Source organism: Streptomyces sp. NPDC091649 (assembly GCF_044756785.1).
Lineage (GTDB): Bacteria > Actinomycetota > Actinomycetes > Streptomycetales > Streptomycetaceae > Streptomyces.
In genome coordinates this window covers 89,170-110,554 of the sequence record NZ_JBIVTR010000022.1, presented here as the reverse complement: position 1 = coordinate 110,554, position 21,385 = coordinate 89,170, and the positions used below count along the sequence as shown (strand labels likewise).

Here is a 21,385-nt window from a genome sequence, read left to right as displayed (position 1 = left end):
TCCAGCGTCAGGTCATCGGCGAACCGCCGGTCACCGGTCGCGTCGGGCACGTACTTCACACAGACAACGATCCTCAAGCTCACGCCGGCTCTCCTACTGCATCGTCATTTCCGGGCTGCCTTGTTGCACGCAGCATAGGCGCCTTCTCGGGCCGGATCCGGTCAGGACGACCGAGGCTCCGAGGCCGATATTACTCGCCAGTACACCGAGTCCGTCACCCGTGGGCAAGCGGTGTGCACTGTGACCTTGCCAACGCGGCGGGCCTGTGCGTGCGTGACCTCAGTCTCGCAGAGCCGTGAACCGTCCCTGGTGGTAGACCAGCGGGCGGCCGGCTCCGGAGGACGCTCCCGCCACCACCTCGGCGATGACGATGCGGTGGTCCCCGGCGGGGACACGGGTCACGACGCGGCAGACCAGCCAGGCGGACACGCCCGCGAGCAGCGGGACGCCCTCCGGACCGCTGCTCCAGTCGGTCGACGGGCCGAAGCGGTCGGCCCCGCTGCGGGCGAAGGTCGCGGCCAGTTCCCGCTGGTGCTCGCCGAGCAGGTGGACGCCCACGTGCTCGGCACCCGCCAGCACGGGCCAGCTGGAGGACGACGTGCCGACGCCGAAGGAGATCAGCGGGGGTTCGGCCGAGACAGAGGTCAGCGAGGTGGCGGTGAAGCCGACCGGGCGCTCCCCCGCGGCGGTGATCACCGCCACGCCCGCGGCGTGGCGGCGGAAGACCGCGCGGAAGAGTTCGGGCGTGGCGACCGCCGGGGCGGGGGTGAGATCGGGCATTGCCGTCATGCGCGTGTCCTTGTGCGAAAGTGGCGTACGGGTCCGCGGGCGCTCAGACACCCGGACAGCGCGCACTCGCGTTGCGTGCGAGGTCCACATGGACCCGGCCGTGAAGCAGGAGTTCTGGCGGCATAACGTCACACTGACGATGCGCGGCGCGCACCGTCAAGGGCGTTCCGGAATGTGGGAGATGCGTCACGGTCCGTCATATGGCGTGGCCGAGCGCGGCGACGACATCGACGGTGCGGGGCTGGCCGGACGCCCGGCGGACCACCTCCCCCTCGGCGTCGAGCACCAGGACGGTCGGCGTCTTCGTGATGTCGAGGGACCGCACCAGCGCGAGGTGGGCCTCGGCGTCGACCTCGATGTGGACGACCCCCTCGACCATCCCGGCCACTTCGTCGAGCGTGCGGCGGGTGGCCCGGCACGGTTGACAGAAGGCGCTGGAGAACTGGACCAGCGTCGCTCGTTCCCCGAGTTCCGCGCCGAGTTGGGATGCTTCGAGCCGCTGCCCGTGTGTCCGGCGGTCCACCTGGTGCCTCCTGATCAGAGTTCGTCGTAAGACGTCAGCACCGGCCGCCGCCCGGACATTCCCCGCAGCTCCGGGGGTACGCGCACGTGACGAGAATCTCGCGCCCCGGCTCCGTCGGGACTGGCCAGGGGCTCGCGCATGGGGCACCATCGCCACAATGCCGAAAACCTACGGCTGCGTAACTTCCGCCGGGAGAACCCTCCCCAGGCACTGAAGAAGGGTCTTCACCAGATGGCAGAACTCGTCTATCGACCGGTCATCGGCGCCGCTCGCACCCTGTTCAAGGCGCTCGACCTGAAGATCGACACTCAGGGTTCGGAGCACATCCCGAAGACCGGTGGTGCGGTGCTGGTCAGCAATCACATCAGCTATCTCGACTTCATCTTCACCGGCCTGGGGGCCCTGCCACAGAAGCGGCTCGTCCGGTTCATGGCGAAGGAATCGGTATTCCGGCACAAGATCTCCGGTCCGCTCATGCGGGGAATGAAGCACATCCCGGTCGACCGCGACCAGGGTGAGGACGCGTACGCCCACGCGCTTCGGTCGCTGCGTTCCGGCGAGATCATCGGGGTGTTTCCCGAGGCCACCATCTCGCAGTCCTTCACGCTGAAGAGCTTCAAGTCGGGTGCGGCGCGGCTCGCTCAGGAGGCCGGGGTCCCGCTGATCCCCATGGCGCTCTGGGGTACGCAGCGGATCTGGACGAAGGGGCGGCCGCGCAACTTCCGGCGCAGCCACATCCCGATCACGATCCGCGTCGGCGAGCCCGTGGAGGCGCCCGCCGACCAGTACGCCGGCGCCATCACCCGGCGGCTGCGGGAGCGGGTCCAGGAGCTGCTGGAGGCGGCGCAGCGGGCCTACCCGGTGCGCCCGAAGGACGCGAGCGACACCTGGTGGGTGCCGGCCCACCTCGGTGGTACGGCCCCGACCCCCGCCGAGGTGCGCGAGCTCGGCTGACGGCCGCCGCGTCACGGGCGGCCGCCACTTCACCGCGGTGGGTGGACGGTGATCCGCGCTCCGGGACTGAGCCGATCCAGGGCCACGGCGAGTTCGGCGCCCGCCGCGTCCAGCTCGCCGTGGGGCATGGGTGCGAGGCCCTCCAGCAGGAAGACGGCGTTGACCGACTCCTCCGTGAGCCGGGTACGCACGCCCTGACGCCAGTTCCAGCGGCGGCAGGTGACGCCCTCGTCGTCGCACCAGACGACTTCGCCGGGTTCGGGGCGCTCCACCGCCTCCTCGCCGCCGGCGACGGTGGGGAACGGCTCGTCGCCGGTCGCGCGGATGAGCCGCATCCCTCCCTCGATGTGGTCGGTGTCCTCGCCGCCGACCGGGACGAGATGGGCGGCGCTGATGGCGTTGTAGGCGTCGACCAGCAGGTTGATGCGGGGCAGGCCGCCCTCGGCGAGGGCCCGCCGGGCGAGCGCCTCGGCCGAGTTCCGCGTGCGGGAGGGCTTGGCCCCGAAGGCGGTGTAGACCTCGCGCCAGGCCGCGATGCGCGGGTCCTCGTGCGGGGCGCGGCCCTCCAGCCGCTCGGTGAGCCTGCGGGCGGCGTCGTCCAGCAGTGCCGCGCTGCGGGCGTCGCTGGGGCCGTTGACCAGCCCGCGCGCCTCGACGGCGAGGTGGCTGAAGCCCGGTGCGATTGCGCGCACCTCGTCGGACACGGTGAAGGTGAGGGTCATCGTCTGCCTTACTGCCTTGCCGGATACGGCGACCCGGTGCGATGGGCGGGCGGGCCCGTCAGAGCTCCCCGGGAAGGTCCCGTCCGAGCTCCGCACGGTCCCGGGCGCCCCTCAGCGCACGGAGGATCACCTCGGGTGGTGCAGCATAGACTACTGGATAGTCGACTTCATTGAACTCTTCGCGGACCACCCACGCCAGCCGTTCCCGCTCCGGCGAGAACCGCGCGTCGATGCCCGGCTTGTTGCCGCGGGGGTCCAGCCGCGCCCAGCGTCCGGCCCCGGGAAGCCGCAGCGCGACCAGGCCGTGGACCACCGGGCCGGCTCCGTCCTCGTCGGCGAGGCGCTGATAGCAGAGACCGGCCGGGACACCGCGGGCGCGCAGCAGCGCCGCGAGCGCGATCGACTTGGCGTGACAGATGCCGGTACGGGCGGCAAGCACATCGGAGGCGCGCCAGGTGACGCGCGGATCTCCCGTGTCGGCCGAGTGGGGAATGGCGTCGCGGACGAACTCGAAGGCGGATCGCGCGTATGAATATGCGGTGTCAGCGTCGAGTGCGAGACGAGCCGCCGCCTCCCTGACCTCGACATGCTCGTGATCGATGACCTCGTCAGCAGCCAGATACGCGCTGATGTCGGGGCACTGCTGTGTCAGCTCCATGGCCCGAGAGCGTACGAAGCGACCGACCGGAAGTCCATTGATTTCCGGTCGGCCGCATAGGTATGCCTGTTTCGCGCTACCGCGCCAGCTCTTCCTTCAGCGCCTGGAGGAAGGCGTCGACGTCGTCCTCGCGGGTGTCGAACGCGCACATCCAGCGGACGTCCCCGGCCGTCTCGTCCCAGAAGTAGAACCGGAAGCGCTCCTGAAGCCGCTCGCTGACCGCGTGCGGCAGCCGGGCGAACACGGCGTTGGCCTGGACCGGGTAGAGGATCTCCACGCCGTCGATCGCCCGGACGCCGTCGGCGAGCCGCTGGGCCATGGCGTTGGCGTGCCGCGCGTTGCGCAGCCACAGGTCCTTGGCCAGCAGCGCCTCCAGCTGGACGGAGACGAAGCGCATCTTGGAGGCGAGCTGCATGGAGAGCTTGCGCAGATGCTTCATCGCCCGGACCGCGTCCGGGTTCAGCACGACGACGGCCTCGCCGAAGAGCGCGCCGTTCTTCGTACCGCCGAGGGACAGCACGTCCACTCCCACCATGGTGGTGAACGTGCGCATCGGCACGTCCAGGGAGGCGGCGCCGTTCGCTATCCGGGCCCCGTCGAGGTGCACCTTCATGCCGCGCTCGTGGGCGTGGTCGCAGATGGCGCGGATCTCGTCGGGGGTATAGACGGTGCCCAGCTCGGTGTTCTGGGTGATCGAGACGACCTGCGGCATGGCCCGGTGCTCGTCGTCCCAGCCGTACGCCTGCCGGTCGATGAGCTCGGGAGTGAGCTTGCCGTCCGGCGTGGGCACGGTGAGAAGCTTCAGCCCGCCCATCCGCTCGGGCGCACCGCCCTCGTCCACGTTGATGTGCGCGGACTCGGCGCAGATGACGGCGCCCCAGCGGTCGGTGAGCGCCTGGAGCGCGACCACATTGGCGCCCGTGCCGTTGAAGACCGGGAACGCCTCGGCGGTGGGGCCGAAGTGGCTGTGCATGACCCGCTGGAGGTGGCCGGTGTAGTCGTCCTCGCCGTAGGCGACCTGGTGGCCGCCGTTGGCGAGGGCGATGGCGGCGAGAACCTCCGGGTGGGCCCCGGCGTAGTTGTCACTGGCGAAGCCGCGCAGTTGCGGGTCATGGTGACGTCGCGCGTCGGTCCTCACGTTTGCGGGGTCAGCCACAGGCGCTTTCCGTTCACTTCGGGGGCGGGCTCGTCCCAGACGCCGGCGACGGCCTCGGCCAGTTCCGTGACGTCGGTGAAGCCCGCGAACTTCGCATTCGGGCGCTCGGCGCGCATGGCGTCGTTCACCAGTGCCTTGACCACCAGGATCGCAGCAGCCGCCGCGGGACCGTCCTCGCCCCCCGCCTTGCGGAAGGCGTCGCCGAGCGCGAGGGTCCACGCCTCGGCGGCTGCCTTGGCGGCGGAGTAGGCGGCGTTGCCCGCGGTGGGCTTGGTGGCCCCGGCGGCGCTGATCAAAAGATAGCGGCCCCGGTCGCTGCGCTGGAGGCCCTCCTGGAAGGCCAGCGAGGTCGACTGGACGGTGCGGACGAGCAGCTTCTCCAGGGCGTCCCAGTCGGACAGGGCGGTCTCCTGGAACGACTTGCTGCCGCGCCAGCCGCCGACGAGGTGGACCAGGCCGTCGATACGGCCGAACTCCGCCTCGGTGCGCGTGGCCCAGTCCCGGGTGGCGTCCAGGTCGAGCAGGTCGACGGTCTCGCCGGTGACGGTGGCGCCCCCGTGGGCGTACCGGGCGGCGTCCACCGCCTCGGCGAGCCGCTCGGGGTTGGCGTCGCATCCGACGACCGTCGCGCCCGCCTCGGCGAGCCGCAGCAGCGTCGCGCGGCCCGCCGGGCCGGCCGCTCCGGCGACCGCGACCACGGCTCCTTCGAGCGCCCCGGTCCCCTCGCCCGTGCCGTTCGCGTTCATGGCCACCGCCTCCTCGGGAATGTGGTTCACGCGGCTGCCCGCTCGTCGTTCGCCGCGGTGATTCCCTTGGTGGAGGCAATCACGTTCTTCAGCTTCTTGGCGAGCGCCTCATAGAACATGCTCAGGGGAAACTCGTCCGGAAGCACGTCGTCGACGAGCTTGCGAGGAGGAAGTGTGAGGTCCAGGGCGTCGGGACCCTTGGCCCAGCGCGATCCCGGGTGCGGGGCCAGGTAGGTGGACACGAGGTCGTAGGCGGCGAACCAGTGGACCAGCTTGGGGCGGTCGATGCCGTCGCGGTACAGCTTCTCGATCTCGTCGCACAGCTGGTTGGTGACCTGCGGGGCACGGTCCCAGTCGATCTTCAGGGTGTTGTCGGTCCAGCGGACGACGTCGTGCTTGTGGAGGTACGCGAAGAGCAGCTGGCCGCCGAGGCCGTCGTAGTTGCGGACGCGCTCGCCGGAGACGGGGAAGCGGAACATCCGGTCGAAGAGCACCGCGTACTGCACGTCACGGCCGTGGGCGTTGCCCTCGGCCTCCAGTTTCACGGCCTCCTTGAAGGCGGTGAGGTCGCAGCGCAGCTCCTCCAGGCCGTACATCCAGAACGGCTGCCGCTGCTTGATCATGAAGGGGTCGAACGGCAGGTCGCCGTGGCTGTGGGTGCGGTCGTGCACCATGTCCCACAGGACGAACGCCTGCTCGCAGCGCCGCTGGTCGCCGATCATCTCGCGGATGTCGTCGGGCAGCTCCAGGCCCAGCAGGTCGACGGACGCCTCGGTGACGCGGCGGAAGCGGGCGGCCTCGCGGTCGCAGAAGATGCCGCCCCAGCTGAAGCGCTCGGGGGCCTCGCGCACGGCGATGGTCTCCGGGAAGAGCACCGCGGAGTGGGTGTCGTACCCGGCGGTGAAGTCCTCGAAGGTGATGCCGCAGAAGAGCGGGTTGTCGTAGCGCCGCGCCTCCAGGTCGGCGAGCCACTCGGGCCAGACCATCTTGAGCACGACCGCTTCGAGATTGCGGTCGGGGTTGCCGTTCTGCGTGTACATCGCGAAGACGACGAGGTGCTGGAGGCCGTCCGTCCGGTTCTTCGCGGGCTGGAAGGCGAGCAGCGAGTCCAGGAAGTCGGGGACCTGGAAGCCGTCCGCCGCCCAGCGGCGCAGGTCGGCGACGAGCGCGCGGTGGTAGGCGGCGTCGTGCGGGAGGAGCGGGGAGAGCTCCTCGACCGCACCGATCACCCGGTCGAGGACCTGCTCGACGATGGCCGGCGAGGGGGCGCCCTCGGCCTCGAAGTCGATGGATCCGTCCTTGGACTGCCAGGGGCGGATCTCTTCGACGGCGTCCTTGAGCACGGGCCAGGCCGGGTGCTCGACCACCCGCTGGGCCGTAGCTATCGCGCCGTCGGTGGCGTCGTGCACAAGAATTTCCGTCATAACACTTCCTCCACGGGAGAACCTCGCGTGGCTTCACCGTAGCCGTGCAGGGATCACCCCGACAAGTCGAGGTCCTGAAAATTATCCTGCGCACCCCCGTGGCAACCGCTGTTTTTCCTGCCGTATCCCGGGTAGACGCATAGTTCCCGCAGCCCCTCCCGGGCTCCGGCGACCCGGCCCGCACGGCGGGGGACATCGGGGGCCGTGGCCGCTACCCTCCCCGAGTGCCGCATCGCCCCGCCTCCGCGCGGGCAGGAGTGGTCGACGGACAGCCGCCGACGGAAACGAGGTCGCCTTGCCATTTCTCACCCTGGGCCATCGCGGAGTGATGGGCGTCGAGCCCGAGAACACCCTGCGCTCCTTCGCACGTGCCGAGGCGTCCGGGATGGACGTCATCGAGCTGGACCTCCACCTCAGCAAGGACGGCGCGCTCGTCGTCATGCACGACGCGGACGTGGACCGCACCACCGACGGGACCGGGCCGATCGCGGCCAGGACCCTGGCGGAGCTGCGCGAGCTCGACGCCGGGCGGGGGGAGCGGATCCCCGTCTTCGAAGAGGTGCTGGAAGCCGTCTCCTCCCCGCTCCAGGCGGAGATCAAGGACGTGGCGGCGGCCCGCGCGCTGGCGGACGTGATCGTGGAGCGTGATCTCGTCGGCCGGGTGGAGGTCTCCTCGTTCCACGACGAGGCCGTCACCGAGATCGCCCGGCTGGTGCCGGGCGTACGCACGGTGCTCATCGCCGGCCGCTGGGGCGCGGACGTGGTGGAGCGGGCGAAGGCGGCGGGCGCGGCGACGCTCGCGCTGAACATCCGCCGCCTCACCCTGGAGGTCGTGGAGCAGGCGCACTCCGAGGGCGTGAAGGTGATCGGCTGGGTGGTGAACACCCAGGACCACCTGCGGCTCGCGCGGGCGCTGGGCCTGGACGGCGCGACGACCGACTTCCCCGAGATCCGCCGCGCCGGGCGCTTCACCGCCTGAGGGCGGCCCTCCTCAGGCGCCCGCCCCGGCGCCGCTCCCCTCGATGTTCTTGACGAGCAGCTCGAAAGCCAGGTCGTCGCGCTGCGGAACGCCGAAGCGCTCGTCGCCGTACGGGAACGGGGTGAGCCGTCCCGTACGGCGATAGCCTCGGCGCTCGTACCAGGCGATCAGGTCCTCACGCACCGAGATCACCGTCATGTGCATCTCGCCGACGCCCCAGCTCTCCCTGGCGGTGCGCTCAGCCTCGGCGATGATCAGCTTGCCGAGTCCGCCGCCCTGGAGTCCCGGCCGCACCGCGAACATCCCGAAGTAGGCCGCGTCGCCCCGGTGTTCGAGCTGGCAGCAGGCGACGAGGCCGCCGTCGCGCTCGACCGCGAGGAGCCGGCCCGCCGGAGCGTCGAGGACCTCGCGCACACCCTGTTCGTCGGTCCGCTGCCCCTGGAGGAGGTCGGCCTCGGTGGTCCAGCCCGCGCGGCTGGAGTCACCGCGGTAGGCGGACTCGATGAGGGCCACCAGCGCGGGGACGTCGTCCTCGGTCGCGTCCCGGAAGGTCAGCCGGGCCGACTCGGGGGGCGTGGCGGTGTCCATGGTGGGGCTCTCCGTTCCTCTGCCGCCGTACGGGTTCCTCTGCTGCCGTGCGTACGGTCGCGGCCTCCGCCCGCACGTGTGGGTCGAGAGTAGCGCGACCCGGAGCGCCCCCGGCGGGCACCGGACGCACCTCCTTCACCACCCCGTGCGCCGGGTTCGGCGACGGCCTCCCGGGCATCGATGGGGCGACCCGCGACAGCGCGCACGTCCGACCGGGGGGAGACGCACCGTGCACGGAGGGGCCCTGACCGGCTGGCTGTTGACGGCGTTGTGCGCGGTGAGCGGCGCCTACTGCCTGCTGCACACCCGCTCGGGGACGCCCCGGGAGCGCCGCACCGCGCGCTCGGAGGCGTTCATGGGCTTCGGCATGGCCGTGATGGCTGTTCCGGCGGCGGTGCTGCCGCCCCCGGACTGGGCCTGGGCGGTGTACGCGGTGCTGTTCGGCGCGGCCGCGCTGCGAGCCCTGGGACCCGCCCTGCGCGGCGGCCATCATCTGCACCATCTCGTCGGCTCGCTGGCCATGGTCTACATGGCCGTGGCGATGGCCCCGGCCGTCACCGGCGGCGGCCACGCCGGGCACGGGGCGGCCGCGGCGGGCGCCGGCGGCATACCCCTGCTGACGGGGGCGCTGCTCGTCTACTACGCGTTCTACGTACTGGGCTCGGCCGGCCGGCTGCTGCCCGCCACCGCCGTGCCCGCGGGCGGCGGCACGCGTCCTCCCGGCCGGGGGGCGGGAGGATTCGGAGACGGAAGGGACGGCCGGCCCGGGCTCACGACGGCCTGTCGGCTCACGATGGGCATCGGCATGTTCGCCATGCTGCTCACTTTGTGAGACGGGAAGTGGGACAGAACCCCCGGCAAACCGTGGTCTGCGTCACTTGCCGGTCGGGGCCGTACCCTCGGCCGGGCCGTCCCTCATATGCTGAAGCCATGCTGGTCTCCCTCGCGCTGCTGCTGCTCGGTGCACTGACCGCCCTGGTGACCCCCCGCCTGATGGCGCGGGCCCGGTGGCCGGAGCGCGAACCGGTCGTGGCGCTGTGGGTCTGGCAGTGCGTGGTGGCCGGGGTGCTGCTGTCGTTCGCCCTGTCCATGACGTTGAGCGCGGCCGCCGCCTGGCAGGCGGTGCGCGGCCAGGTGTTCGCCCCCGCCCCGCACGCCGTCGTGGAGGCGTACGCCCTGGCGGCGTACGGGCCGTGGTCGGCGGTCATCGCGGTGCTGCTGGCACTGGGCGGGCTGTGGACGGGGGCGATGCTCCTGCGGGAGGTCCGGCGGGCACGGCGTCGCCGCAAGCGGCGCCGGGCGGAACTGCTGGTGCGTTCCCCGCTGATGCCCGGCGAGGAGCCCGGCGCCGACCGTCTCGTGGTGCTGGAGGGCGAGCGCCCGGACGCCTGGTGGATGCCCGGCACGGCTCCGCAACTGGTCATCACCACCGCCGCGCTGGGCCGCCTGAAGGGCCGTCAGCTCGATGCCGTGCTGGCCCACGAGCAGGGCCACGCCCAGGCCCGGCACGACTGGCTGCTGCACTGCTCCTCGGCGCTGGCGATCGGCTTCCCGCAGATCCCGGTGTTCGCCGCGTTCCGCGACGAGATGCACCGGCTGGTCGAACTGGCCGCCGACGACGTGGCCTCACGGCGCTTCGGGCGCCTCACGACCGCGCTCGCCCTGGTCGGACTCAACGAGGACCGCGGGGTGTTCGGCCCCTGCCCCACCCCGCAGGCCCAAGTGCCCCTCCGGGTCAACCGGCTGCTGGCGCCCGTCGAGCGGCTGACGGCGGGCCGCAGGCTCCGGCTGACGGCCGCCGCCGCGCTGGTGCCGGTCGTACCGGTGTTCGTGGCCTTCGTCCCGGGGCTCCGCGCCCTGGGGTAGCCCGGGCTCCGCGTCCCGGGCTGGCCCTCGGGCGGTGTCCTCCGCGAGGATCACCCCATGCCCTCCCCCCTCTTCCGACCGCAGGACCGCTCCCCCCGCACCCCGGCCGCCCTGTGGACCGGGGCCGCCGTCGCGGCGGCCGCGGTCCTGCTCCTGCTGGTGGCGGCGCGCTGGTCGCCCCTGATGTCCCTGGACCGGGCGGTCGCCGACACGCTGCACCGGCACGCTGTGGCCGATCCCGGTCTGGTCCGGGTGAACCGGGTGCTGACGGACTGGGTGTGGGACCCCTGGACCATGCGCGCCCTGACCGCGGTGGCCGTGGTCGTCCTGTGGGCGCGGGGCGCACGCCCGCTCGCCCTCTGGGTGGCGGCGACGAGCCTGTTCGCCTCGCTCCTCCAACAGGGGCTGAAGTCTCTGCTGGACCGCGAGCGCCCGCAGTGGCCCGATCCGGTGGACTCGGCCCAGTACGCCGCCTTCCCCTCCGGGCACGCCATGACGGCCGTCGTGAGCTGCGGGCTGCTCGTATGGCTGCTGAGGCTCCACGGTGCGGGCCCCGGCGCCCGGGGCGCGGCGCTGGCCGTGGCCGTGGTCTCGGCGGCCGGTGTGGCGGTGACCCGGGTGTACCTGGGGGTGCACTGGCTGACCGACGTCGTGGGCGGAGTGCTGTTCGGGGTGGCCGTGGTGGCGTTGAGCACCACCGGATACGCCCGGTACGCGGCGCCCCGGGCTCCGGCCGAGGAGAGCCGGGCGCTGCGGGCCTGAGGGTGCCGCACGCGCCCCTGTCCGCCCCCAGGGGCCCCGCGACCGCCCCGGCGGCCGGGAAGGACGCTCCGATCGGGTGCGGATGCGGGCCTGGAAGTATCGCGTCCTTCCGGCCCCGGAGCGAGGCCGACAGCGAACAGGGAAGACCGGACCGGGATGTGAGGCATATCCCGTCGCGGAAGGGGTAGCCGTAGCCGCCCATGGCCGTAGCCTGGTGGACATGTCCCCGATGTCGTCGTCCGTGTCCGCTCGTTCCGCAGCCGAGGTCAACGCGGAGATCCGCGACCTGTGGCAGCGTTCGGGCGGCTGCCTGACGCCGCAGGACGAGGCGGAGTACCAGCGGCTGCTGGTGGAGTGGGCCGCCGTCACCGGAGCGGGCGCCCGCACGGCCGCCTGACCGGCGGATCCGCCGTTCGGCGGCACGGGAAGGACCTCTGGGGAGATCGCGCCCGATCCGGCGATCCCCCGCGTCGCCGGATCCGGGCGCACCCTCGGCGTGCCCCGTGGGACACGGCCGCGGACCGCGTCGGGGACCGGAGTTTCGGAGTCCGCCGTCGCAGGGATCCAGCATGTCCCCACCCGGCTCATCGGTCAATGAATTTCCGGCGGCACACGCACCGGGGCCGGTGCCGCGCGGGCGGAGGACCGCCCGGGAGACACCGGCCCCGGCAGGCGGCACGAGTCGGCCGCGGGACCCGCTGACGGATCAGCGGTCGAAGTAGTCCGGCTGCGTCTGCACATTGAGTTCGTCCAGCTTGACCCGCCCGGCCGGGTCGGTGCGCCGGTCCTTGAGCTTCAGCACGTCGAAGCCCTTGGCGATGTCACTGGAGTAGATGTGGCCGTTGTAGTAGTACGCCGACCAGGGGCCGGCCGTGGTGACCTGGTCGAGGGTGACCGGGCCGCGCTCGAAGAAGGCGATCTCCTCGGGCTTGGAGGAGTCGGTGAAGTCCCAGACGGAGATGCCTCCCTGGTACCACGCCTGGACCATCAGGTCGCGGCCCTCCACCGGGATGATGGAGCCGTTGTGGGCGACGCAGACCTCGGCGTCGGCCTGGTGGCGGTCGATCTTGAAGTAGCTGCGGAAGACCAGTTCGCGCCGGTCTCCCTCGCCGACGATGTCGTAGATGCCGTCGGCGCCCCGCTTCGGCCCGATCTCCTCGTTGCAGGTGGCCGCGCCGCCACCACCGAGCTCGTCGGTGAAGACGACCTTGTTCGCGCCCTGGTTGAAGGTCGCCGAGTGCCAGAACGCGAAGTTCTCGTTGTCCTGGACCCGGTCGATGATCTTCGGGTGCTCCGGGTCCTCGATGGAGAACAGCAGACCGTCGCCCATGCAGGCGCCGGCGGCCAGGTCCTTGGACGGCAGCACCGTGATGTCGTGGCAGCCGGTCGTCCTGGAGACGCCCGGGTTCTCCGGCGCCCCCGGGTTTCCGCCGTCCGGGAAGAGCACCGGGAAGTTGACGATCCGGGCCTTCTGGGGCGCCCTGACCGGCACCTTGATGATGGAGATCCCGTCGTGCGGGGGCTTGCAGTCGGCGAACGCCTCGTTGGGCGCGTACGAGGAGACGTACACGTACACGTTCCTGCCGTCCGGCACCAGCGTGTGCGTGTGGGAACCGCAGGCGGTCTCCACGGCGGCGATGTACTTCGGCTTCCGCTTGTCGCTGATGTCGAAGATCTTCATGCCCTCCCACGAGGACTTCTCCGTGGCGGGCTGGGAGGTGCTGGAGCAGGAGTCGTCGCTGCGCGAGGAGTCCGTCGACAGGAAGAGCAGGTTCCCGGAGACCGAGATGTCGTTCTGTGAGCCGGGGCAGAGGACCTGGGAGACCGTCCTGGGCTTCTTCGGCTTGCTGATGTCGTAGATGACGAAACCGTCGTAGTTGCCGACGTACGCGTACTTCCCCTGGAACGCGAGGTCCGTGTTGGAGCCCTTGAGGGCGCCCTTCGGCACGTTCGTCAGGTGCTTGATGTTGGAGCTGTGGACGATCTCGTCCACGCCGGGTATGTCACCGCCGGCTATCGCGGCCCTGGCCTCGGCCTGCTCGCTCGTGGTGACGGAACCGCGTTCGGCCGGGGCGTCGCCCGGGTCGGGGGTCGCGGCCGCTGTGGTGGCCGTCAGCAGCGTGGCGAGGAGCCCGGTGGCGGCTGCCACCGCGCCCAGACGTCCGCGCCGCACGCGGGTGGTGTGCGAGGTCACTGCGTCCTCCCTCGTTCTCCGTTCGGGGTCGAACGGTTCATGAACCTCCGGCAGTATCGTCCCTCTCATGTACACATCAACAGAGGGCGCAGACATGAGAAGAGTTCTCGATCTCCGGCCGGTGGAAGCGCGTGAGGGTGGTCCGCGGCCCTCCCTGGGGCCCGGGAGGTCTCCGTGCTGAGCCGTCGCCGGTCCGCGACCTCGCGCTCCACCGCTCTCGCGGCGGCGGCCGTCGCCGCCGCGCTCGTCCTCGGAGCCTGCGACACCGACGGCGGTGACGGAACGTCGGACAAGGCCGGGGACTCGGGCCCGGGCGTGGTCGCGCCCGGCAGACCGGGCGAGCCCGCTCGGACGCTCTCCGCCGAGGAGGCCGTCGAGGAGGCCGGTCAGGACACCGCCAACTCCGCGGACTTCCGCTACGCGCGGATGATGATCGAGCACCACGCGCAGGCGCTCGTGATGACAGAACTCGTCCCGGAACGCGCCTCGGCCACCGCCGTCAAACGGCTCGCGGAGCGCATCTCGGCGGGCCAGAAGCCGGAGATCGGCGCGATGGAGGGGTGGCTGAAGAGAAACGGCGGCGACCGGCGCGAGCAGCACCACGATCACACCGGAATGCCCGGCATGGCGACGGAGGCCCAGCTGAGGAAGTTGCGCGCCGCCGAGGGCACGGCCTTCGACCGGCTCTTCCTGGAGCTGATGATCACCCACCACCAGGGGGCGGTCACCATGGCCACCGAGGCGCTCACCGACGGAAACGACATCATCGTCGAGGAGATGGCGAGCGACGTCGTCGCCCAGCAGACCGTGGAGATCGACCGGATGCGCGGGCTGATGGACTGAGCCACTCGGCCGCACCGCCCCGTGCACGGGGCGGTGCGGATCGGCCCGGCGGTGCGATCCTGGAGGGAACCTCAGGGAAGAGGTACGCCGTGCTCTCCGTCGCTGTCATCGGTTCCGGCCCCAGCGGGGTCTACACCGCCCAGGCCCTGCTCCAGCAGTCGGACGTGCCCGACGTGCGTGTGCACGTCCTGGACCGGTTGCCCACCCCGTACGGACTCGTGCGGTACGGGGTGGCGCCCGACCACGAGAAGATCAAGTCGTTGCAGAACAGCCTGCGGGCGGTACTGGAGGACGAACGCGTCACCTTCGTGGGCAATGTCGGCGCCGGAGGCGCGGAAGGGGTCTCCCCCGCCCGGCTCGCCGAGCTGTACCACGCCGTCGTCTACTGCGTCGGAGCCTCGGCGGACCGCCCGCTGGCGGTGCCGGGCGAGAGCCTGCCGGGCAGCTATTCCGCCACGCGCTTCGTCTCCTGGTACAGCGCCCACCCGGACGTCGGAGCCGACCCGTTCACCCTGGAGGCCCGCTCGGCCGTCGTGATCGGCGTGGGCAACGTGGCGGTCGACGTGGCCCGCATCCTGGCGCGCGGCGCCGACGAACTGCGGTCCACCGATGTGCCCCGCGCCGCGCTCAGCGCGCTGGCCGGCAGCCGGGTGCGCGAGGTGCACATCGTGGGCCGACGGGGCCCCTCCCAGGCCCGGTTCACCACCAAGGAACTGCGGGAACTGGGGGCGCTGCCCGGGGCACAGGTCGTCGTCGACCCGGCGGAGCTCGCGCGCGATCCGGCGTACGCCGCTCCGGACGGCCTGCCCGGAGCACTGCCGCTGCCCGCCGCGGTGCGGCGGAACCTGGAGGTCCTGCGCGGCTGGTCGGCGAGCGGGGCCACGGTCGGGGCCGCGTCGCGCCGGGCGCCGGGCAGGACCGAGGACGCGCGCCGCGTCCGGCTGCGGTTCTTCCTGCGGCCGGTAGAGCTCCTGGAGCGCGCGGGGCGGGTCGCCGGGGTGCGGTTCGCCCGGACGGTCCCGGACGGCGCCGGCGGGGTCCGGGACACGGGCTCGTACGAGGACATCGAGGCGCAGCTGGTCCTGCGGGCGGTCGGCTATCGCGGCGTGGAGCTGCCCGGACTGCCCTTCGACCCGGTGCGCGGCACGGTGCCGCACGCGGCGGGCCGGGTGCTGCGGGACGGCGTGCCGTCGCCGGGCGAGTACGTGGCGGGGTGGATCAAGCGGGGGCCGACCGGGGTGATCGGCTCGAACCGCTCCTGCGCCAAGGAGACGGTGGCCTCGCTCCTGGAGGACGCCGCCGTGCTGGCGCGGCGTACGGCGGCGGACGATCCGCTGGCCGTGCTGCGGAAGCGGGGCCTGCGGCCGGTGGAATGGTCCGGCTGGCTGTCGATCGAGCGCGCGGAGGCGGAGCTGGGCCGTTCGCTGGGGCGGGGACCGGTGAAGATCCCCGACTGGCCGGGGCTGCTGGCGGCGGCCCGGGGCGAGCACCGCTGAGCGGCGGCCGCGCTATCGCTCCCGGGTCGCCACCACGAGCCGGGCACGGGGGCTGCCGTCGGTGCGCCGGCCGAGTCGGGCCAGGGGCTGCAGCCGCACCGCGAAGCCGGCCTGTGTCAGGTCCTCCAGCACGTCGCCGAGCCGGAAGGTGCGGTAGTACATGATGAACCGCGGGCGCCACAGGGCGTTGCGCACCCGCATCGCCGCGTCGAAGCCGAGCAGCGACCAGTAGGCACGCGATCCCACCGGGGGCGGTGCGCCGATCGGGAAGACGAACTGTCCGCCCGGGCGCAGCGATCCGTACACCTCGGCGAAGAGGCCGAAGCGTTCGGCGGGCAGGAAGTGGCCGAACGCGCCGAAGCTCAGGGCCAGATCGAAGGCGGGCCCGAAGGGCAGGGAGCGGACGTCGGCCCGTACCCAGTGCACGGCCGGTCCCTCTCCCCCGGGCGGGAAGGCGGCACGGGCCTCGGCGAGCATGCCCGCGCTGAAGTCGACCCCGACCGCACGCTCCCGGCACGTCTGCCGGAGCACGGCCACTCCCGCGCCGGTGCCGCAGCAGACGTCGAGTCCGGTGTCGAAGGGGCCGAGCTCGCGCACCGCCCGGGTGACGGCGTCGAGCACGCGGTCAGGGGTGCGGTAGGGCGTCCGGTCGAACTTCGGGGCGAGGAGGTCGTAGCCGCGCTCCGTCGAGGAGAGCGCCTGGACGGCCAGCTCACGCACGGTGGGGCCCTGTTCGGTAGACATCGGGGACCACCCTACCGACACCACGCACCCGCTGTGGCCGCTCACGGCGGCAGGCATGTCGGCAAGCTGCGGCCGGAGCGCGCCGGCGGCGTCAACGGCCGCCGGGAATCCGCCGCTTGAGGGTGATGGCGGTATCGGCGGCGTACGCCTGGGTCCAGCTGCGGCCGGCCCCGGACCTCCAGGTGACGTGGACGGCGGAGCCGTCGCTCCGGACGCTCTGGACCGTCATGGCGCGGTCGCCGTCGCGCACGTCGCCGCGGCGCAGTTCGCCCGCCTCGACCGTGACGGGACGCTCCCCCGGTGCGCTCTCGGTCTCCTCGGCGGCCCGGAGGAGCGCGGCGGCCAGCTCCCGCGCCGCCTCGGGGGTGCAGGACCAGGCGATTTCGCCCGCCGGGGGTGAGAGCCGGAGGCCGACGCGGGGCGCCGGGCCGGCTTCCCCGGCGGCGACCGCGGCCGGAGCGGGTTCGCCCGCGGTGACCGTGACCGGCACCGGGTGTCCGTCGGCGTCCGTGATCCCGCTGCCCATCGTCGTCTCCTCGGTGTCCCCCCGGTCGTTCCCGGGCGTCCGTCCTGACCTCTGTCCGGCCCGTGCCGGCGTCCGTCCGGGTCCCGCCCAGGATGCCAGCACCCGGCGGTGGTGCGCGTGCGGCCCCGCCGCGGCTCCCGCACGGCCTTCTCCCGCCCGACACCGCCGGGGGTGGTGGGCGTGTGCGCGGGCCGCTGTCAGTGGCCGGGTGCAGACTGGCACTGTTCCGGCACAACGGCGTATCGGGAGGTCCAGGACCATGACCGATGTATTGCTCACCGCAGGCACCCGCAAGGGTCTCTTCATCGGCCGCAGACGCGGCGGGACGTGGGAGGTCACGGGCCCGCACTTCAACGCTCAGGCGATCTACTCGGTCGCCGTGGACACCCGGGGGGACACTCCGAGAATCCTGGTGGGCGGGGACAGCGCGCACTGGGGACCGTCCGTCTTCCACTCCGACGACCTGGGCGAGACCTGGGTGGAACCACGAGAGCCCGCCGTAAGGTTCCCGAAGTCCACCGGTGCGTCACTGGAGCGCGTCTGGCAGCTGCATCCGGCCGGCCCCGAGGCGCCGGACGTGGTCTACGCGGGCACGGAGCCGGCCGCGCTGTTCCGTTCCGAGGACCGGGGCGAGTCGTTCGAGCTGGTCCGTCCGCTCTGGGAGCACCCGACCCGCTCGCGGTGGGAGCCGGGCGGCGGCGGCGAGGGGCTGCACACCGTCCTGACCGACCCCCGGGACCCACGGGCCGTGACCGTCGCGGTGTCGACGGCGGGCGTGTTCCGGACGCAGGACGGCGGTGCGAGCTGGGCGCCGTCGAACAAGGGCGTCTCCGCGGTCTTCCTCCCGGACCCGGACCCGGAGTTCGGCCAGTGCGTGCACAAGGTCACCCGGGACGCGGTCGATCCGGACCGGCTCTATCTGCAGAACCACTGGGGGGTGTTCCGCAGCGACGACTCCGGCGGCCACTGGAGCGACATCGGTGCGGGTCTGCCCTCGGACTTCGGGTTCGCCGCCGCCGCGCACCCCCGTCGCGGTGACACGGCGTACGTCTTCCCCATCAACGCCGACGCCGATCGGGTCCCGGCGGAGCACCGCTGCCGGGTGTTCCGTACGAGCGACGCGGGGCGCACCTGGGAGCCGCTCACGGAGGGCCTGCCGGACGGGGCGCATTACGGGACGGTGCTGCGGGACGCGCTGTGCACCGACGACGCGGATCCGGCCGGCGTCTACTTCGGCAACCGCAACGGCGAGCTGTACGCCAGCGCGGACGACGGCGACAGCTGGCGGCAGCTCGCGTCGCATCTGCCGGACGTCCTGTGCGTGCGGGCGGTGGCGCTCGGCTGACGGCAGTTGATCGGAGCGGTCGTATCAGCAGTAGAGTGCGGGCCGTGGCAGCACGACCGTTGAAAGAGATCATCGAGCCGGGGTGGGCCGACGCCCTCGAACCCGTCGCCGAACGCATCGCCGCTATGGGCGACTTCCTCCGCGCGGAGATCGCCGCGGGACGCACGTACCTGCCCTCCGGGGCTCATGTACTGCGGGCGTTCCAGCAGCCGTTCGAGGAGGTGAGAGTGCTGGTCGTCGGCCAGGATCCGTATCCCACCCCGGGGCACGCGATCGGGCTGAGCTTCGCGGTGGCCCCCGACGTCCGGCCGCTGCCGGGCAGCCTGGAGAACATCTTCCGCGAACTCCACGCGGATCTGGGGCTTCCCAGGCCGTCCAACGGCGATCTCACTCCGTGGACGCGGCAGGGGGTGCTGCTGCTCAACAGGGCGCTGACCACCGCGCCTCGGCGGCCCGCCGCTCACCGGGGCAAGGGCTGGGAAGAGGTGACCGAGCAGGCCATCAAGGCGCTGGTGGCCCGGGGCACGCCGCTGGTGTCGGTCCTGTGGGGGCGCGACGCCCGCAATCTGCGACCGCTGCTGGGCGACTTCCCCGCGATCGAGTCCTCGCACCCCTCGCCCATGTCCGCGGACCGGGGTTTCTTCGGCTCGCGGCCGTTCAGCCGCGTCAACGAGCTGCTGGAACGCCAGGGGGCCCAGCCGGTGGACTGGCGGCTTCCGTGACCCGCCCCCCGGCGGCGTACGCCCCGGCCGGGGACGGCGCGTACGTCCTCGGGGTCGACTCCGGTGGCTCCGGTCTGCGGGTGGCGCTCGGCCGGGTGGAGCTGCCCGGCCCTCTCGCGACGACGGTCTGCGCCGAGCCGGTGCGGACGGGTCCCGGGGGCATCGACGCCGGACACCTCCTGGACCAGCTGCTGCCCGCAGCCCGGGAGTTGCTGGGCCGGGCCTCGGGGTCCGCGTCCTCGCCCGGCGGAGCGGCGACCGGAGAGCTCGCGGCCCTGGCGGTCGGGGCCGCGGGCATGGCCACCCTCGGCGAGCGGTTGCGGACGGAGCTGCCGGGTGCGCTCGCGGAGGCGCTGGGGGTACGCCGGCTGGCGCTGGCCGCCGACGCGGTGACCGCCTACGCCGGAGCGGTGGGTCAGCGCCCCGGGGCGGTCGTCGCGGGCGGTACGGGCCTGATCGCCCTCGGCACGGACCTGACGGAGTGGCAGCGGGCCGACGGGTGGGGTCATCTTCTGGGTGACAGCGGCGGCGGTGCGTGGATCGGCCGGGCGGGACTCGACGCGGCGATGCGGGCCCACGACGGGCGGCGCGGCGGCTCCCCCGCGCTGCTGGAGCGGCTGCGGGCCGTGTTCGGGCCGGCCGAGGCACTGCCGGGACTGCTCTATCCGCGCTCCGACCGGCCGGCCGTGGTGGCTTCGTTCGCCCCCGAGGTGGCGGCGTGCGCCGGAGCGGACGCGGTCGCCGCCGGGATTCTGCGGGCAGCCGCCGGCCATATCGCCGAGGCGGCGGCGGCTGTGTGCCCGACGACCGCCGGAAAGGGCGGCGAGCTGGTCGAGGGCGCCGAAGTGGCCCTCACGGGCGGCCTGTTCCGGATGGGCGAGCCGCTCCTTGGGCCTCTGCGCGAGGAGCTGGCGCACCTTTTGCCGGGGACCGGAGTGACCACGGCCGCAGGCGATCCGCTGACCGGCGCACTCCGGATCGCGTGCGCCCTGGCAACCGGCGACCTGCGCTTGCCGCGTCACCCGACGATGTTGTTCGTGCCCCCGGAGCACGGGAGGGGGCAGGGCGGCCGAACGTCGGTCGGCGACGAGTCCCGGACGGGATGACCGGCCGCCGGCGCGCGGGAAACGCGGGCGGCGGACCGGGAGACAACGAGCCGACAGAAAGGGGCACTCGGGCGGTACATCACTCATCGGACATAAGCGGATAGTTGACGCTCGACCGGACCCTCCCCGAACAGAGGGGCAGGCAAGACCAGTAGCATGCGGCGCCATGAGCACCCCCACTGGGCCCGCTTCCGGCCTGCCTGTACGAATGCCGCGACCTCGCCAGTCCGGACGGCACCGCCGCCCGGAGCCCGTGGTCGCACCTGAGGGCGCTGCCGCGCTCGTTCTCGCTGTTCCCGGTACCCCCTCCTCGGCCACGCGCAGCCTGGCCGAAGAGGTGATCAGCATCGCCCGTTCCGAGCTGCCCGGCCTCAACGCCCGGATCGGCTACCTCGACGGCGACGACGCCGAGTACCCCGCCCTTGCCACCGTTCTCGCCCATACCGCCGCCGAACGCGTCGCGCGCTTCGAGCAGGCCGTCGCCGCCGGGCGTGAGGTCGCCGAGCCGACGGGTCCGCCCGCCGTCGTGGTCCCGCTGCTCGCGGGTCCCGACAGTTCGCTGATCCGGCGGATACGGCAGGCCGTGATGGACAGCGGTACGCAGGTCGAGCTGACCGACGTGCTCGGCCCGCACCCGCTGCTCGCCGAGGCCCTGCACGTACGGCTGTCGGAGGCCGGGCTGGCCCGCGCCGACCGCGCCAGGCTGTTCACCGTCGCCACCGCCGCCGACGGCATCGTGCTGGCCACCGTGGGCGGGGAGGAGGCCGTGCAGGCCGCCGGGATCACCGGGATGCTGCTGGCCGCCCGGCTCGCCGTTCCGGTGATGGCCGCCGCGCTGGACGTGGAGGGCTCGGTCTCCTCGATCGCGGAGCAGCTGCGGAACTCCGGCTCGGCGCAGCTGGCGCTGGCGCCGTACCTGGTGGGCCCGGAGGTCGATCCCGGCCTGCTGGACGCCGCCGCGAAGGAGGCGGGCTGCGCGACGGCCGAGCCGCTGGGCGCCTACCCGGCGATCGGCAAGCTCGCACTGTCCCTGTACGCCACGACGCTGGGCATCACGCCGACCGCGCCGCAGGGCGTCCAGGGCGCTCAGGCTCACTGACCGGCGCCGTCGCCGCCGGGCGGCGGCCCGGCCGTCCCGACAGCGCGGCGGGGGGCGGGCCCCGGGGGGCCCCCCGGGGGGGCCCCCCCCCCCGGGGGGGGGGGGCCCCCCCCCCCCCGGCCGCCCCCCCGGGCCCCGGGCCC

At 72.7% G+C, this 21,385-nt stretch carries 23 protein-coding genes and 1 pseudogene; 12 read left to right on the top strand and 12 right to left on the bottom strand.

Annotated features, from left to right (window positions below; genetic code table 11):
• The 3 genes and pseudogenes from ACIQMU_RS28440 to ACIQMU_RS28430 all read right to left on the bottom strand — a co-directional run.
• Window positions 1-83 (bottom strand): annotated as a pseudogene (locus tag ACIQMU_RS28440) (electron transfer flavoprotein subunit beta); the annotation flags it as partial.
• Window positions 84-279: 196 nt separating this feature from the next.
• A complete protein-coding gene (locus ACIQMU_RS28435) occupies window positions 280-789 on the bottom strand; it encodes a flavin reductase family protein (RefSeq protein ID WP_402689991.1) in 510 nt (169 codons plus the stop codon).
• 196 nt (window positions 790-985) lie between these two features.
• On the bottom strand, window positions 986-1,312 hold the full coding sequence (locus ACIQMU_RS28430; RefSeq protein WP_352244023.1) for a thioredoxin family protein: 327 nt from the start codon (window positions 1,310-1,312) through the stop codon (window positions 986-988).
• A 231-nt stretch (window positions 1,313-1,543) separates the two neighbouring features.
• Between ACIQMU_RS28430 and ACIQMU_RS28425 the strand changes: the two genes are divergently transcribed.
• Window positions 1,544-2,266, top strand: coding sequence for a lysophospholipid acyltransferase family protein (locus ACIQMU_RS28425; protein WP_352244022.1), 723 nt, complete (start codon window positions 1,544-1,546; stop codon window positions 2,264-2,266).
• A gap of 29 nt (window positions 2,267-2,295) precedes the next feature.
• Here ACIQMU_RS28425 and ACIQMU_RS28420 read toward each other — a convergent pair whose 3' ends face one another.
• The 5 genes from ACIQMU_RS28420 to ACIQMU_RS28400 all read right to left on the bottom strand — a co-directional run bounded on the left by ACIQMU_RS28420 (window position 2,296) and on the right by ACIQMU_RS28400 (window position 6,972).
• Window positions 2,296-2,988, bottom strand: coding sequence for a B3/4 domain-containing protein (locus ACIQMU_RS28420; protein WP_402689990.1), 693 nt, complete (start codon window positions 2,986-2,988; stop codon window positions 2,296-2,298).
• Between the two features lie 58 nt (window positions 2,989-3,046).
• Complete coding sequence (locus ACIQMU_RS28415) at window positions 3,047-3,646, bottom strand: transglutaminase family protein (RefSeq protein WP_352244020.1); 600 nt, start codon at window positions 3,644-3,646, stop codon at window positions 3,047-3,049.
• 76 nt (window positions 3,647-3,722) lie between these two features.
• Window positions 3,723-4,784 (bottom strand): threonine aldolase family protein, encoded by a 1,062-nt coding sequence (locus ACIQMU_RS28410; protein WP_402689994.1) that lies wholly within the window; start codon window positions 4,782-4,784, stop codon window positions 3,723-3,725.
• Window positions 4,781-5,548 (bottom strand): SDR family NAD(P)-dependent oxidoreductase, encoded by a 768-nt coding sequence (locus tag ACIQMU_RS28405; RefSeq protein WP_352244025.1) that lies wholly within the window; start codon window positions 5,546-5,548, stop codon window positions 4,781-4,783. Before ACIQMU_RS28405 ends, ACIQMU_RS28410 begins: the two co-directional genes overlap by 4 nt.
• 26 nt (window positions 5,549-5,574) lie before the next feature.
• Window positions 5,575-6,972 (bottom strand): DUF6421 family protein, encoded by a 1,398-nt coding sequence (locus tag ACIQMU_RS28400; protein ID WP_352244019.1) that lies wholly within the window; start codon window positions 6,970-6,972, stop codon window positions 5,575-5,577.
• Between the two features lie 295 nt (window positions 6,973-7,267).
• Here ACIQMU_RS28400 and ACIQMU_RS28395 point away from each other — a divergent pair, with 295 nt between their 5' ends.
• Window positions 7,268-7,951 (top strand): glycerophosphodiester phosphodiesterase family protein, encoded by a 684-nt coding sequence (locus tag ACIQMU_RS28395; RefSeq protein ID WP_352244018.1) that lies wholly within the window; start codon window positions 7,268-7,270, stop codon window positions 7,949-7,951.
• 12 nt (window positions 7,952-7,963) lie between these two features.
• On the opposite strand, the gene ACIQMU_RS28390 is transcribed toward ACIQMU_RS28395, so the two are convergent.
• Window positions 7,964-8,539 carry a GNAT family N-acetyltransferase gene (locus ACIQMU_RS28390; RefSeq protein ID WP_352244017.1) on the bottom strand — a complete coding sequence of 192 codons (576 nt, stop codon included), beginning with the start codon at window positions 8,537-8,539 and terminating at the stop codon, window positions 7,964-7,966.
• A 229-nt stretch (window positions 8,540-8,768) separates the two neighbouring features.
• On the opposite strand from ACIQMU_RS28390, the gene ACIQMU_RS28385 reads away from it, so the two are divergent.
• The 4 genes from ACIQMU_RS28385 to ACIQMU_RS28370 all read left to right on the top strand — a co-directional run bounded on the left by ACIQMU_RS28385 (window position 8,769) and on the right by ACIQMU_RS28370 (window position 11,564).
• A complete protein-coding gene (locus ACIQMU_RS28385) occupies window positions 8,769-9,371 on the top strand; it encodes a DUF5134 domain-containing protein (RefSeq protein ID WP_352244016.1) in 603 nt (200 codons plus the stop codon).
• 98 nt (window positions 9,372-9,469) lie between these two features.
• Complete coding sequence (locus ACIQMU_RS28380) at window positions 9,470-10,405, top strand: M56 family metallopeptidase (protein WP_352244015.1); 936 nt, start codon at window positions 9,470-9,472, stop codon at window positions 10,403-10,405.
• A gap of 57 nt (window positions 10,406-10,462) precedes the next feature.
• Window positions 10,463-11,167: a phosphatase PAP2 family protein gene (locus ACIQMU_RS28375; RefSeq protein ID WP_402689989.1), complete on the top strand. Its 705-nt coding sequence runs from the start codon at window positions 10,463-10,465 to the stop codon at window positions 11,165-11,167.
• A 220-nt stretch (window positions 11,168-11,387) separates the two neighbouring features.
• Window positions 11,388-11,564, top strand: a complete 177-nt coding sequence (locus ACIQMU_RS28370; RefSeq protein WP_352244013.1) for a hypothetical protein — start codon at window positions 11,388-11,390, stop codon at window positions 11,562-11,564.
• A gap of 309 nt (window positions 11,565-11,873) precedes the next feature.
• Here the strand turns inward: ACIQMU_RS28370 and ACIQMU_RS28365 are convergent, their stop codons facing one another.
• Entirely contained in the window at window positions 11,874-13,361 is a 1,488-nt protein-coding gene (locus ACIQMU_RS28365) for an LVIVD repeat-containing protein (RefSeq protein WP_402689988.1), read from the bottom strand.
• Window positions 13,362-13,535: 174 nt separating this feature from the next.
• On the opposite strand from ACIQMU_RS28365, the gene ACIQMU_RS28360 reads away from it, so the two are divergent.
• A complete protein-coding gene (locus tag ACIQMU_RS28360) occupies window positions 13,536-14,204 on the top strand; it encodes a DUF305 domain-containing protein (protein WP_402689987.1) in 669 nt (222 codons plus the stop codon).
• An 89-nt stretch (window positions 14,205-14,293) separates the two neighbouring features.
• Window positions 14,294-15,700, top strand: coding sequence for an FAD-dependent oxidoreductase (locus ACIQMU_RS28355; protein ID WP_402689986.1), 1,407 nt, complete (start codon window positions 14,294-14,296; stop codon window positions 15,698-15,700).
• A 12-nt stretch (window positions 15,701-15,712) separates the two neighbouring features.
• Here the strand turns inward: ACIQMU_RS28355 and ACIQMU_RS28350 are convergent, their stop codons facing one another.
• Window positions 15,713-16,444 (bottom strand): class I SAM-dependent methyltransferase, encoded by a 732-nt coding sequence (locus tag ACIQMU_RS28350; RefSeq protein WP_402689985.1) that lies wholly within the window; start codon window positions 16,442-16,444, stop codon window positions 15,713-15,715.
• 91 nt (window positions 16,445-16,535) lie between these two features.
• The gene (locus ACIQMU_RS28345; protein ID WP_402689984.1) at window positions 16,536-16,970 is read right to left on the bottom strand and encodes a hypothetical protein; all 435 of its coding nucleotides are present in this window, start codon (window positions 16,968-16,970) and stop codon (window positions 16,536-16,538) included.
• A gap of 259 nt (window positions 16,971-17,229) precedes the next feature.
• Here ACIQMU_RS28345 and ACIQMU_RS28340 point away from each other — a divergent pair, with 259 nt between their 5' ends.
• The 4 genes from ACIQMU_RS28340 (at window position 17,230) to ACIQMU_RS28325 (ending at window position 21,242) form a co-directional block, all read left to right on the top strand.
• Window positions 17,230-18,315 (top strand): WD40/YVTN/BNR-like repeat-containing protein, encoded by a 1,086-nt coding sequence (locus ACIQMU_RS28340; RefSeq protein WP_402689983.1) that lies wholly within the window; start codon window positions 17,230-17,232, stop codon window positions 18,313-18,315.
• A 44-nt stretch (window positions 18,316-18,359) separates the two neighbouring features.
• Entirely contained in the window at window positions 18,360-19,037 is a 678-nt protein-coding gene (locus ACIQMU_RS28335) for a uracil-DNA glycosylase (RefSeq protein ID WP_006122638.1), read from the top strand.
• Entirely contained in the window at window positions 19,034-20,143 is a 1,110-nt protein-coding gene (locus tag ACIQMU_RS28330) for a BadF/BadG/BcrA/BcrD ATPase family protein (protein ID WP_402689982.1), read from the top strand. Before ACIQMU_RS28335 ends, ACIQMU_RS28330 begins: the two co-directional genes overlap by 4 nt.
• A gap of 166 nt (window positions 20,144-20,309) precedes the next feature.
• The gene (locus ACIQMU_RS28325) at window positions 20,310-21,242 is read left to right on the top strand and encodes a hypothetical protein (protein ID WP_352244005.1); all 933 of its coding nucleotides are present in this window, start codon (window positions 20,310-20,312) and stop codon (window positions 21,240-21,242) included.
• Window positions 21,243-21,385: the final 143 nt, after the last annotated feature.

Coding starts and splice junctions, on each gene's coding strand:
- ACIQMU_RS28435 (WP_402689991.1), bottom strand. CDS start 789: ATGACGGCAATGCCCGATCTCACCCCCGCCCCGGCGGTCGCCACGCCC.
- ACIQMU_RS28425 (WP_352244022.1), top strand. CDS start 1,544: ATGGCAGAACTCGTCTATCGACCGGTCATCGGCGCCGCTCGCACCCTG.
- ACIQMU_RS28420 (WP_402689990.1), bottom strand. CDS start 2,988: ATGACCCTCACCTTCACCGTGTCCGACGAGGTGCGCGCAATCGCACCG.
- ACIQMU_RS28415 (WP_352244020.1), bottom strand. CDS start 3,646: ATGGAGCTGACACAGCAGTGCCCCGACATCAGCGCGTATCTGGCTGCT.
- ACIQMU_RS28405 (WP_352244025.1), bottom strand. CDS start 5,548: ATGAACGCGAACGGCACGGGCGAGGGGACCGGGGCGCTCGAAGGAGCC.
- ACIQMU_RS28400 (WP_352244019.1), bottom strand. CDS start 6,972: ATGACGGAAATTCTTGTGCACGACGCCACCGACGGCGCGATAGCTACG.
- ACIQMU_RS28390 (WP_352244017.1), bottom strand. CDS start 8,539: ATGGACACCGCCACGCCCCCCGAGTCGGCCCGGCTGACCTTCCGGGAC.
- ACIQMU_RS28380 (WP_352244015.1), top strand. CDS start 9,470: ATGCTGGTCTCCCTCGCGCTGCTGCTGCTCGGTGCACTGACCGCCCTG.
- ACIQMU_RS28375 (WP_402689989.1), top strand. CDS start 10,463: ATGCCCTCCCCCCTCTTCCGACCGCAGGACCGCTCCCCCCGCACCCCG.
- ACIQMU_RS28370 (WP_352244013.1), top strand. CDS start 11,388: ATGTCCCCGATGTCGTCGTCCGTGTCCGCTCGTTCCGCAGCCGAGGTC.
- ACIQMU_RS28350 (WP_402689985.1), bottom strand. CDS start 16,444: ATGTCTACCGAACAGGGCCCCACCGTGCGTGAGCTGGCCGTCCAGGCG.
- ACIQMU_RS28345 (WP_402689984.1), bottom strand. CDS start 16,970: ATGGGCAGCGGGATCACGGACGCCGACGGACACCCGGTGCCGGTCACG.
- ACIQMU_RS28340 (WP_402689983.1), top strand. CDS start 17,230: ATGACCGATGTATTGCTCACCGCAGGCACCCGCAAGGGTCTCTTCATC.
- ACIQMU_RS28325 (WP_352244005.1), top strand. CDS start 20,310: ATGAGCACCCCCACTGGGCCCGCTTCCGGCCTGCCTGTACGAATGCCG.